The organism is Longimicrobium sp., assembly GCA_036377595.1.
Classification (GTDB): Bacteria; Gemmatimonadota; Gemmatimonadetes; order Longimicrobiales; family Longimicrobiaceae; genus Longimicrobium.
Genome location: DASUYB010000078.1, coordinates 15,641 through 27,763, shown reverse-complemented (window position 1 = coordinate 27,763; position 12,123 = coordinate 15,641). Strand labels below are relative to the sequence as shown.

11 protein-coding genes are annotated in these 12,123 nt (G+C 70.9%); 7 read left to right on the top strand and 4 right to left on the bottom strand.

What is annotated here, in order from left to right; translation table 11 throughout:
- Positions 1-355 precede the first annotated feature (355 nt).
- Together VF092_11160 and VF092_11155 are read right to left on the bottom strand one after the other, a co-directional pair.
- Entirely contained in the window at positions 356-820 is a 465-nt protein-coding gene (locus VF092_11160) for a TonB-dependent receptor plug domain-containing protein (GenBank protein ID HEX6747841.1), read from the bottom strand.
- A gap of 81 nt (positions 821-901) precedes the next feature.
- Positions 902-2,851 carry a hypothetical protein gene (locus VF092_11155; GenBank protein HEX6747840.1) on the bottom strand — a complete coding sequence of 650 codons (1,950 nt, stop codon included), beginning with the start codon at positions 2,849-2,851 and terminating at the stop codon, positions 902-904.
- Positions 2,852-3,094: 243 nt separating this feature from the next.
- Between VF092_11155 and VF092_11150 the strand changes: the two genes are divergently transcribed.
- From VF092_11150 to VF092_11125, 6 genes are all read left to right on the top strand, one after another.
- Positions 3,095-4,204, top strand: coding sequence for a hypothetical protein (locus VF092_11150; protein HEX6747839.1), 1,110 nt, complete (start codon positions 3,095-3,097; stop codon positions 4,202-4,204).
- 266 nt (positions 4,205-4,470) lie between these two features.
- Positions 4,471-4,752, top strand: a complete 282-nt coding sequence (locus VF092_11145; protein ID HEX6747838.1) for a ubiquitin-like small modifier protein 1 — start codon at positions 4,471-4,473, stop codon at positions 4,750-4,752.
- A gap of 655 nt (positions 4,753-5,407) precedes the next feature.
- Entirely contained in the window at positions 5,408-6,538 is a 1,131-nt protein-coding gene (locus tag VF092_11140; GenBank protein HEX6747837.1) for a hypothetical protein, read from the top strand.
- The gene (locus tag VF092_11135; GenBank protein HEX6747836.1) at positions 6,535-7,176 is read left to right on the top strand and encodes a hypothetical protein; all 642 of its coding nucleotides are present in this window, start codon (positions 6,535-6,537) and stop codon (positions 7,174-7,176) included. The genes VF092_11140 and VF092_11135 overlap by 4 nt, the downstream gene beginning before the upstream one ends.
- 27 nt (positions 7,177-7,203) lie before the next feature.
- On the top strand, positions 7,204-7,431 hold the full coding sequence (locus tag VF092_11130) for a hypothetical protein (GenBank protein ID HEX6747835.1): 228 nt from the start codon (positions 7,204-7,206) through the stop codon (positions 7,429-7,431).
- Positions 7,432-7,947: 516 nt separating this feature from the next.
- Positions 7,948-8,715, top strand: coding sequence for a phenylalanine 4-monooxygenase (locus VF092_11125; protein HEX6747834.1), 768 nt, complete (start codon positions 7,948-7,950; stop codon positions 8,713-8,715).
- Positions 8,716-8,827: 112 nt separating this feature from the next.
- Here the strand turns inward: VF092_11125 and VF092_11120 are convergent, their stop codons facing one another.
- Both VF092_11120 and VF092_11115 read right to left on the bottom strand, forming a co-directional pair.
- Complete coding sequence (locus tag VF092_11120; GenBank protein ID HEX6747833.1) at positions 8,828-9,499, bottom strand: DUF4389 domain-containing protein; 672 nt, start codon at positions 9,497-9,499, stop codon at positions 8,828-8,830.
- 264 nt (positions 9,500-9,763) lie between these two features.
- Entirely contained in the window at positions 9,764-11,044 is a 1,281-nt protein-coding gene (locus VF092_11115; GenBank protein ID HEX6747832.1) for a hypothetical protein, read from the bottom strand.
- A 605-nt stretch (positions 11,045-11,649) separates the two neighbouring features.
- On the opposite strand from VF092_11115, the gene VF092_11110 reads away from it, so the two are divergent.
- Positions 11,650-11,946: a hypothetical protein gene (locus VF092_11110; protein HEX6747831.1), complete on the top strand. Its 297-nt coding sequence runs from the start codon at positions 11,650-11,652 to the stop codon at positions 11,944-11,946.
- The last annotated feature ends 177 nt before the right edge of the window (positions 11,947-12,123 follow it).

Genomic DNA, 12,123 nt, shown 5'->3' with positions numbered 1-12,123 from the left:
TCTGTGGCCGGCTTCCGAGCCACAGGTCGCCTGTCGCTCGGACGCAGGCTACAGATTCCTCGGGCGCCGCCCGGCATCCGCGCGGTTGAAGATCCGGAGCGGCGGCGCCACTCGGAATGACATCCGATATCCGATCCGATTCCGATCGGAATGCACGATCAATTGCGGCAGCCGGTATGATGCGAAAGGGACGAGCAGGGCGCCCACGCGGCGCCCTGCTCGTCTTCATCCCTCCGATGGCTTCACGCCGGCTGCGTTCTCCGCCGAGCTGCCCGGAACGCGGAAGAACGAGCGCAGGGGAGCAGGGGGACGACGCATCGCCCCCTGCTCCCCTGCTTTTCTCGCGCGAGATCGGTCAGTGTTTCGTGGTGATGAGGATCACCCCGTTGGCGCCGCGCACGCCGTAGAAGGCGGTGGAGCCGGGGTCCTTCAGCACCTCGATCTTCTGCACGTCACCCGGGTTCAGCCACCGCAGCGCGCCGCCCGGCTCCGTGTTGATGGGGATGCCGTCGACCACGTACAGCGGCTCGCCGCTCAGCGCCACCGACGTGGTGCCGCGGATCCGCACCGAGATCCCCCCGGTCGGCAGCCGCAGCACCTCCACCCCGGCGAAGCGCCCCTCGAGCAGTTCCTCGGCGCGGACCACGCGCAGGTCCTTCACGTCTTCGGCGGTGATGGTGCTCGCGGGCGCCGCGGCCGAGGCGGCGGGCGGCATCGACGGTCCGGGATCGGTATCCGGGTCGGGCGGCGGGCCGCACGCGGCGGCGGCCAGCGCGGCCAGGGCCAGCACGGGCAGGGCGTGGTGGGACGAACGAACCATGGTTCCCCTCCTTCCGGCGTATGCAGCGGAACCCACGTGCAAAGATGCATATCTCCCGCCGCGATCACCAGCACGCCGTTGCTACGGGGGCGTCACCGTGAGGTCCACCGGCCACCCCGCCGCCTGCGCCGCCGTGGCGTCCATCGTCCGCGTGGCGCCGGCGTTGTCGGTGGCGCGCAGGTACAGCAGCCGCCACTGCCCCGGCTCGAGCGAGTTGAAGCGCAGCGCGCACCGCACCGTGCGGCTGGTGGCCGGCACGAAGGCGTTGATGCAGTTGCGCTCGAGCATGCTGCCCACCTGGCGGAAGCCCGCCTCCAGCAGGCGCACCCCGGTCCACGCCGTGTCGGTGGCCGAGAGCGAGACCACCACCGAGTCCACGCCGTCGGCCTTCACCGTGGAGGGTGAGAAGGAGAACGCGGTGATCACCGGGGTGATGGTGTCGGGCTGCAGCCTCAGCAGCACGGGGTAGCCGGCGAACTCCAGGTCGTAGCCCGACCGCTCCGTGACGTTGTTGTTGCGGTCGCGCACCTGCACCGACAACACGGTCAGCTGGGTGTTGCTGACGAAGCCGGGAACGGCCATCCGGCACCGGAACACGCCGTTGTGGATGGTCCCGCTGATCCGCTGCGTGGTGACGCACCCGATCGTGGGCGGGGCGCCGCCGGCGCTGAAGTCGGTGCGCACCGAGGCCACCCCGGTGTCGGCGTCGGCCACGGTCACGTCGATGCTCACCGTGTCGAGCACCGTGCGCACCGAGTCGGGCGAGAAGGTGAAGTCGAGCAGCGTGGGCGCGATGTAGTCGGAGACGGGGCCGCGCACGTACACGCTCGTGGACGCGCCGGCGAACCGCTGGTCGTAGTCCTGCAGGAAGCGCGAGGTGTAGGGGCTGGTCGCCCTCACCTCGCCCACCCGCCACACGCCGCCCGACGAGCCCGGCGCGAACCCGAACCGGCAGGCGAACACGCCCGCCGTCGGCGTTCCCGTGACCGGGGTGGTGGTGGTGCAGTTCTGCGCCACCGAGGGGCCGCCCGGCGGCACCAGCGACATGGAGACCGACGTGACCCCGTTCGGATCGCTGGCCGCCACCCGCACCGTCACCGAGTCGAGGCCATCGTCGTCCACCAGCGCGGGATCGACCTGCACCGAGGCGATGGTGGGCGGCAGGTACGGCGTGCTCATCACGAACACCGTCACGGTGGCGGTGTCGAACGTGGTGGCGGCGGCGACGACGAGAATGCCGCCGTCCTGACGCGCGGTCAGCAGCCCGGTGGAATCGATGGTCGCGTCGGGGTCGGTCCCCGTCACCGACCAGGCGACCTTCGCGCCGGGCACCACGCGCCCCGCCACGTTGCGCACCACGGCGCTCATCCGCAGCGTGGCGCCGGGCTTCATGGCCGGCGCCAGCGGCGTCAGGCTCACCCAGCCGCCCTCGTGCGCCACCGGCGCGGCCACGTAGACGGTGAAGGAGAAGGTGCTGACGGTGGGCTGCACCGCGAAGCGCCACTCCTTCGGGGCGGTGGTGTCGCCCGGCGCCAGGATGCCGGCGTAGCGGAAGTACGGCTGCCCCGACGCGGTGAACGCGTCGATCCCGTCCGCGTTCTCCACCGACACGCTCCCGCTCCCCGAGGTCACGTCGGGCCCCGCGGCGAAGAACACGCGCACGCCGGCCGGGTCGGGGAGATGGCCGTCCGCCGTCCCCAGCATCTGCGTGGTGAGGTTCTCCACCGTCACGTCGGAGCGGAGGATCTCCGTGGCCGCATCGTAGCTGGTGCCGCTGGAGGCCAGCCGCACGTTCAATCCCTGTCCCCCCAGGACCGCGCCCCGCACGCCCGGCGCGGCATCCGGCTGCGCGGCGCGGCAGGCGAGCGTTCCCGCGCGCACGTCCACCGTGCAGCGCAGCGCGCCCAGCGGCGCGGGCCCGGGCGATTGCGCCGGCGGCGCGGCGGCGGGGTTGCGGTCCGCGCAGGCGGCCGACGCGAGCATGGCGAGCGACGCCGCCGCGAGGCGGAACGTCTGCGGAATGCAGATCATGGGGGCTCCGGAAAGGTGGGTTTCCGACTACGGAGGGGAACGGCGGATGAAGAATAAAGGGCGCGTGATGGCCTGTCTTCGCCTGAAGACTAATGTTTCACGTTTTCCGACGCAACGACGGCTCTCCCGCGCATCACGCCTGTTCACCCCGCTCCCCTTGGCGGACGGGATGGGGGTCATTACACTGTGCGCGAGCCCCGCTTCCGCGTTCCGATCTCCATCTCCCTGACCCGGAGAACGCCGATGGCCGACGAGGTCCTGCTCATGGTGGGCACGATGAAGGGCGCGTTCTTCTTCCGCGCCGACGGCGCGCGGCGCGAGTGGCGGATGGAGGGGCCGCACTTCCGCGGCGAGACGGTCTACTCGCTGGCGTTCGACCAGCGCGGCGGGCGGCGGCGGATGCTGGCGGGAACGCAGAGCTTCCACTGGGGCGCCGTGGTGCGCGCCAGCGACGACCTGGGCGCCACCTGGAGCTCGCCCGAGCGCAAGAACGTGCGCTTTCCCGAGGAGTCGGGCCTCGCGCTCGCCAACATCTGGCAGCTGCGGCCGGGGCGGGAGAGCGAGCCCGACGTGGTCTACTGCGGCGTGGAGCCCGCGTGCCTCTTCGAATCGCGCGACGCGGGCGAGTCGTTCGAGCCGGTGGAGGGATTGATGAACCATGAGCACCGGCCGAAGTGGATGCCGGGAGGCGGCGGGCTGTGTCTGCACACCATCGTGCTCGACGAGGCGGATCCGCAGCGGATGGGTGTGGCCATCTCCACCGGTGGCTTCTACCGCACCGACGACGGCGGGCGGAGCTGGGCCGCACGCAACCAGGGCGTCAGGGCGCAGTTCCTGCCGGAGGAGCACCGGTACCCCGAGTTCGGGCAGTGCGTGCACAAGGTGGTGAACCACCCGTCGCGCCCCGAGCGGCTCTTCCTGCAGAACCACTGGGGGCTGTACCGCAGCGACGACTGGGGCGACAGCTGGACCGACATCGCCAACGGCGTTCCGTCGGACTTCGGGTTCGCCATGGTGATGCACCCGCGCGACCCCGACACCGTGTACATCGTGCCGCTGGAGTCCGACGAGTTCCGCGTGGTCCCCGACGCGCGGCTGCGCGTCTACCGCACGCGCGACGCGGGCGCGAGCTGGCAGCCGCTGGGCGACGGCCTGCCGCAGGAGGAGGCGTTCGAGACGGTGCTGCGCGATGCGATGGACACCGACGGCCACGACCCCGCCGGCATCTACTTCGGCACGCGCAGCGGCAAGCTCTACGGCTCCGCCGACGACGGCGACACCTGGACGGAGATCGCCGACGCGCTGCCGCCCATCGTCTGCGTGAAGGCCGCGGTGATTCGCGACGGATCGTAGGGGGACAGGAATTCGGGCCGCGGTGTCATCCTGAGGGCGCGGAGCACCGGACTGGCGTCCGGACGGAATCCTGCGCGCCTGAAGGATCTTGCGACGGCATGCGCGAGGTCCGCGTCGTCGAGCCGGCATCTCCGCGGGGTCTGTTGGATCCTTCGGTCGGCGCCAGACATCGACGCAGACGCGAGTTCGGCGCGGCGCCTCCCTCAGGATGACATCGGGTGGTTCGCGGCTAATTTACATCGAGCAAGTCAAAGGAGACGAAGGAGATGGCGATCACGATCGCGCTGCCGAGCGCGCTGCAGGCGTTCGCCGGCGGGAGCCTGGAGGTGACGCTGGAGGACCGCTGCGAGACGGTGGGCGATGCGCTCGACGCGCTGGCCGGCCGCTACGCCGGCGTGGTCGACCGCGTGATGAACGAGCGCGGCGAGCTCCGCCAGCACGTCAACGTCTTCGTCGACGGCGACAACATCCGCTTCCTCGACGGCCTGCGCACGCCCGTCGAGCCGCGAAGCACCATCGTCATCGTCCCCGCCGTCAGCGGCGGCTGACGGTACGCCTGGCGCGCCATCGATCGCCCCGCAGTCGCACTCCCCGCACCCGCGTAGTTCCCTCTCATCCGATCAAGCACAAATCCCTTCGGGACCTGTTCTACCGGCTGCCGCAATTGATTGTGCATTCCGATCGGATGTCATTCCGAGCGGCGCCGCTGCTCCGAACCTTCCAATCGCGCTGATGCCAGGCGGCGCCCGAGGAATCTGTGGGATGCGTCCGAGCGACAGGCGGCCTGTGGCTCGGGAGCCGGCCACAGATTCCTCAGGCGCCACGGCTTCGGCGTGGAGGACAGGTCGGCGCAGCGCCTTCGGAATGACATTCCTTCCTCCAATGCACAGTTGATCCCGGAATCCGGTATTCCTCCCCAAGCCGATACAGCTTCTGTAGCAAAGAGAATGATCTTTACAGACTATTTGTGTTGTAGACCCCAAGTTTGAATGCCGGCACTCGTCGGCGTCAGGACAGCAAGCTCCTGCATATAGTTAAGGCGATAAAGTACTTGCAGGGAGACAGGGATTCTTACGTTTCCCCAGCCTACGGCCACGCTGAATATCAGACGATAAAAAGTCTTGATCCTTCCGACGAGCCTCTATATATACGATATCAACGCGCCGTCGCGAGATCCGTCCATCCCCAGATGGAGGTGCGCAGATGGTCATCCGCCCACGTTCCGCCGCCGTTCCCTTCCTCCTCGGCATCCTGCCGCTCCTTGCCGGCATCGTCACCGGCTGCGCGCCCGAAACACCCGAGACGCTCGCCACCTCGCCCGGCCCACCCGGCCGCGCCACCCCGCGCGCCCTGGTGACCCAGCCCGTCGTCGCGCTGAACGACGGCGCCGCGCCGATCCTGGCGCTCCCGATCGCGCTCTCGGTCGATCCGCGCGGGGCGTTCGTGGTGGCCGACCGCTCCGACAAGGACGTGAAGGCGTACGGCCCCGACGGGCGGCGGCTGCGCGCCATCGGGCGTCCCGGCTACGGCCCCGGCGAGTTCGTGGCGCTGGCCACGGCGCAGGCGTACCGCGACTCGGTGGCGGCGTTCGACTTCCTGGGCGCGCGGATCTCGGTGTTCGACGCCTCGGGGCGGTTCGCGCGCGCGCTTCCGGTGCGGTTCGACGGGGTGGCCAAGACGTGGTCGCTGCGGGTGGTCGACGACTCGCTCTTCCTCCTGGTCGGCACCCCGATGGGGGCGCCGGAGAGCGACCTGCTGGCGCTCGTCCGCCCCGACGGCTCGCTGGTGAGCAGCTTCTTCAACCGGCGCCGCTACTTCGAGGGCGATCCGCAGCTGATCCAGCGCACCGCCGTGCTGGCCGACGCGCGCGGCGGGCTGGTGTTCGCCGCGCTGGTGGGCGGCGACAGCCTGTACGTGTTCGACTACGCCGGGCGTCCGCTGGCCGTGCATCCGCTCGATCCCGAGCGGCCGCTGGTGACGTCGAAGACGCTGCTGAAGCGCAACCGCGGCCGCCCCAACGACCGCAGCGGGCGCTCGGTGCTGGACGGGAACCGCATCATCATCGACCTGGTGGCGCTCGACAGCGCCACGGTGGCCGTGCAGCTGGTCCGCTACGACGCGCGGCAGGGGGTGGACCAGCTGGAGGGCGGCACCCTGGTGGTCTCCGCGCTGAACGGCGGGGCGGTGCGCACGCTGGCGCGCGGCCAGGTGCAGGGCGCGCTGCTGGGGCGCGACCGCGAGGACAACCCGCTCCTGCTGGCCTACGGCTCGCCCGCGGGCGACGTGCACGTGGTCCAGCGACTCCTTCTCCCCGAGCGCGGGAGGAACCGATGAACCGCATGCTCCGGCGCCTGGCGCCCCTGTCGGTGGCGCTGCTGCTGGCGGCAGGGGGATGGACCGCCGCGCGCGCCGTACGGCTGGCGCTCGCCGCGCCCGCCCCCGCGCCGCGCCCGCCCGCCCGCACGCCCGAGGCGATGGAGGCGCTGTACGACTCGGGGACGGCGGCGTTCACGGGAACGCTCGCCCCGGCGGCGGCCGCGACCGTCGCGGCGCGCGCCGGCGGCGGCCCGGCGCTGCTGGTGCTGCTGCGCGGCGGCGACGTGGTGCGGTGCGAGGACCTGGGCCGGCAGCTGCGCGAGCTGCGGCGCGCGGCCGGCGCGGGGGTGCCGCTGGTGGTGTGGGCCGACACGGCCGGCGCCGCGGAGGTCGGCGCGTTCCTGCGCCGCGAGAAGCTCCGCGACGCGGCGGTGGTGGCAGGCGAGCTGGGACGCGTGTTCGCGCGGGGCGGGACGGCGGCCACCCCCGCGGTGCTGGTGGCCGGCGGCGGCGGGGAGGTCCGCGGGATCGCGCATCCCCGGCGCTTCACCAACCTGCGGCTCCGCTCGTTCGCCGTCGAGATGCAGGCGATGCTGCCGCCCGGCCAGGGTGGCGGCGCGGGCCGACCGGGCGAGGAACGCACCGATCCGGAGTGACCTCACCGCTGGAAAGGAGAGACGCAGATGAAAACCAAACGCTGGCTTTTCGTGGCCGCGACGGTGCTCGGGATGACCGCGGGCTCCGCGTGGAAGGGCCATGCCGTTGCCGCCGGCTGCGAGGGCTCGCAGCAGTGCTGGTACGATCCGTCACGTGACACGCAGTACACCTGCCGGTGGTGCGGCGACCCGTGTCAGAACGGCCCCACCGGCGAGGGCCCGTACTGCTGCTGCAACATCTCGTTCGCGGAATAACCGCGCCGTATCGGTGGCGCGCACCACGGCCTGGTGACGACGCCACCGCCGGAGCCGCGTGAGCTCTTCCGCCCGGTCGAGCCCATCATCGCCGTCGTCGGCGGGTGAACGCAGGACCCTCGCGTGATCCCGAATCCGGAAAAGACTTGCCTCACGCAGAGCAGCAGAGGCAGCAGAGAACTCACCTCTGCTGCCTCTGCTGCTCTGCGTGAGACCTGCTGTTTCCGGATCTGGTACGAGGCCTTCGCATACTCGAGCGAGAACGGCGGACAGGCGTCGTGCAGCAGGAGGAGGTACGCCTCCACCCGAGTCTCCAGCCTACGGAGCCCCGCCGAAACGCTTGACCAAGCTAACGTTTGCAGACTACTCTTGTGTCCTCTCGTTCGCCGCTGCGGGACACATCTCCCGAGCGGGCGGTGTGAACGGCGTCACGATGCAATGCGCCCGCGCCCGGCGGCGATGAGAATCCCCGCGGAGCGCGGGACGGATCTCCGTTTTCATCCTGCGAGAAACCCCATGCAAGCGACCCCCGCGCCCGTGCGACGCAAGGCGATTCCCGAGGTGGATCCGTCGATCTTCATCTCGCAGGACTGGAACGCCTACACGGCCGAGCAGCACGAGGTCTGGTCGCTCCTGTACGAGCGGCGGATGCGCGAGCTGCGCGGCAACGGCAGCCGCGTGTTCCTGGACGGCGCCGAGGCCATCGGCCTGCGCGCCGACCGCGTCCCCGACCTGGCCGAGGTGAACCGCCGGCTGGGAGTGCGCACCGGATGGAACGCCGTGCCGGTGAAGGGCTTCATCCCCGCGCGCGAGTTCTTCGCCTGCCTGGCGAACCGCCGCTTCCCGACCACGGTCATCGTTCGCCCGCGCGAGCAGCTCGAGTACCTGCCCGAGCCCGACATCTTCCACGACGTGTTCGGGCACGTGCCGCTGCACGCCGACCCGGTGTTCGCCGACTTCCTGCAGCGCTTCGGCGCGGTGGCGGCGCGAGCCGAAAGCGACGAGGACGTGGCGAAGATGGCGCGGCTCTTCTGGTTCACCGTGGAGTTCGGGCTGGTGCGCGAGCCTGGTGCGGTGAAGTTGTACGGGAGCGGGCTGATCTCCTCGGCGGGCGACGCGGCCAACGCGCTGGGGCCCGGGTGCGACCGGCGGCCCTTCTCGCTGGACGCGGTGTTCGCGCAGGAGTTCGAGATCGACCGCTTCCAGGACGTGCTGTTCGTGGTGGACTCGTTCGAGCAGCTCTTCGCCGCCGTATCCGAGGCGGAGCGCCGGCTCGAGCTCTGATCGGCCGATTTTCGAAAACACAACCGGTCTCGCGCGGAGGCGCGGAGGACGGGAGACGAGCCTCTCCCCTCCCTCCGCGCCTCCGCGCCTCTGCGTCTCCTCCCCTTTCCCCCTACTCGAGCGAGAACGGCGGATACGCGTCGTGCAGCAGGAGGAGGTACGCCTCCACCCGCGTGTTCCAGCGGAAGACGCTCACGCCGAAGCGGTACAGCCCCTCCGGATACTCGCCCGTCAGCAGGATGGCGAACCACGCGATCAGCGTGGTGACGCCCCACACCATCGACAGCGCCCACACGCAGACCAGGTGCGGGATCGCCAGGACGATGCGGAAGCCCACCGCCAGCTTGTCGCGCGGCATGTCCGCCGGCTCCAGCGCCAGTTCGGCGGGGTAGGGGCCGTCGCCGAACGGCGGGTACTCGTCGCGCAGCAGCGCGGTATACGCCACCGCGCGTACGCGCCAGCGCAGGTACAGCATCACCAGGCTCCTCAGTCCGTCGGGATACTTCCCCGTGAACAGGATCGCGAACCACGCGATCAGCGCGCAGACGCCGGCGACCGCGCCCAGCGCCCCGCCGGCACCCCAGTTGGCCACGGGGGTGCGGTCCGATCCCCACGTCCACGAGACCGTGGCCGCCACGGGCGCGCCCACCAGCAGCAGGTGCGGCAGCGCCAGGAAGATGCGGAACCCCGTCGTCAGCCGGTCGCGGCCCTTCGTCTGCGGCGGCACGCGCACGTCCACCGGGTGCGCGCGCGAGCGCTCCAGCTCGTGTACGAGCGTGCTCATGCTCCCTCCTCCGGTTTCCGGCGATGCCGGACGCATCCCGCGCCCGCAGATCGCCACCCTCCAAGCTGCGCCGCGCGGGGGAGATACGGTGTGGGCAGGGCGACGGCATCGCTGTCCGGAGAGACCATCCAGTACGTAGTCCTGAGTCCCAAGTCCTGAGTTTCCGGATCGCTATCATCTGTGCAGTTCAGCACTCAGGACTTAGCACTCAGGACTTAGGACTCAGGACTTAGGATTCAGGACTTGGGACTCAGGACTATCTACTTAGCGCGTGAGCACGTACCCGGCCGCGTTGTCCGGATGCGCGCCCCGCAGGATCGCCGCGGGCTGGACGATCCTCACGCGGAACTCGTCGGGCGAGACGTCCAGCACCACAAACCCGCGCGCGCTCGGCACGTCGGGCTGCAGCCCCGCCCACGGCTTGACCGCCGACAGGTTCGAGCCCGCGCCGCTGACGATCACGTTGGCTGCCGCGGCGGCGGCCAGCGCGCACCCCGTGCGGTTCGCCACCAGCCGGGTGCGGATCACCTGCAGGCTGTGGTCGTGCCCGCCCGCGTAGACCAGCGGCGGGCTTTCCTGGAAGGTCTCGGCCATGAAGAGCCGCATCCGGTCGTAGGCCGGCGTGCGCACGTCCTGCTGCGGGCCGAAGCGGTCGCGGGTGACGGCGCGCTCTCCCGGGCCGCGCAGCCAGTTGATGGCGCGCCGGGTGAAGCGGGGGCAGTGGGAGCCGTACGTCACCGGCGGATGGTGTGACGCGACGACCACCTCCCGCCCCTCGTCGCGGGCGCCGCGCACCAGCCGCGCCAGCTCGGGACCGATCTGGGCAGGCGTCCAGAAGCGGCAGTCCGGCGGCGGCCGCAGCCGGGGCTGCCTGCGGCGCGCGTCTTCGAAGATGCGCAGCAGCCTCTGCGTGTCGAGAATGATCAGGCGCACGCGCGGAAGGTCGATCGACTCGGGCCCCGGGCAGGTGTTGTCGGGGAGCATGGCCACGCGGTACGACGAGTCGCGCGCCTGGCGGATGATCTCCCCCTCGCGGCGGATGGCGTCGGCGCCCGCGCGCCCCGCGATGGTGTCGCCGTACCAGTCGTGGTTGCCGGGGATGAAGTAGCCCTGGGCCTGGGTGCCGCCGAGCGCGTGGATCTGCGCCATCAGCCGCGAGCGGGCCTGCCGGTTGGCGTACTCGGCGGGCGACTCCGCGGTGCCGGGGGGAACGCGCATGCGGCAGATCGCGGGCGGCGTCCTCGTCCACCGGGTGATGCCGCACGGATAGGCGTTGTCACCGAGGAAGAGCACGGTGGTGCTCGGGTGCTGTGCCGCCACCTCGTGCAGCGCCACCATCACCGAGTCGCCGTCCTTCGCCTTGCCGGCGTCGCCGATCAGGATGATGCGGTGCAGCACGCCGGGCCTGGGCCGCACCACGGCGTACGGACTGGTGTCCGGCACGGCGACGCGAGCCGGTGCAGGGGCCGGCGCCGCGCCGGGTCCGCGGCACGCGAGCGCGAGCAGCAGGGGTGCGGCGAGGATGGGGAGGGCGCGGGAGGGCATCGTGGCGTCTCCGGTCGAACGGGGGGATGACGGGACCGCTGCGCAGTGAAGTGGATGGCCGGGCAGGGCGCGTTTCCGCCGGGACGGCCGTCGCCGGCAGGGTTGAACAAGATCGTGGCGCGGGCGGGGGATCGCGCGTATCGTGATTTCCGTCCATCGCTCTGGATGGGCCTGCGCGCGGGCGGCGTGATCTCCCCCCGCGCAGCTCTCGCTCGCCGCGCCGTCGCGGCGGCCGGCGCCCGCGGGCGGCGAACCCTCCGCCGTCTCCCCTCCTCCGCGGCGCTCCCGTGCGTGAAACGGATCTCGCCGGACCGTCGTATTCGACTGCGCGCGGCCTCTCCGCGGGGCCCGCCGCCGTGGTCGCGGACAGGCTCGCCGGATCGCCCGGCGGCCGATCGTGCGCACACCCTTCAGCCCTCTCCCGGATCCCGACGCCGGCAAGCGTCTCCCCCGCCGTCCACCGGCCCGCAGCGCGGAGCGGACCGGCGCGGGCGCGGAGCCATCCCCACGCGAATCACGGCTCCGCGCACCTCGACGGCGGATGAAGCCCGGGCACGTCACCCCCCGAAGGACTGCCGCTTCAACCCTGTCAGGAGACACGTCCCATGATCCCATCGTCCCTCCGCCGCCTCTCCATCGCCGTGGCCACGCTGGCGCTCGCCGCGTGCGGCCACCACCTCGACGGGAAATACGCCACCAGCAACGGGATGATGCAGGTGGAGTTCAAGGGCGACAACGCCTACGTCACCATCCCCATGGCCGGCACCACGCAGGTGCCGTTCGAGATGGACGGCGACCGGGTGATCCTGAAGAACGCCGAGGGCGGCAACATGGTGCTGACCCGCAACAGCGACGGCTCGCTCGCCGGCCCCATGGGCGACCTCCGCAAGGTCGACGACTGACCAAGGTTCGACGACAAAGACGAGCGCCGGCGGAGATTTTCTCCGCCGGCGCTAGTGTTTTGGAGATGGAGATCGGTCTACCGATGAACCCCGCATCTGATCATGAGATGATGTCATCCCGAGGGCGCCGCTTCGAGTATGCGTCTGCGCGGACGGTTGGCGCCCGAGGGATCTGTG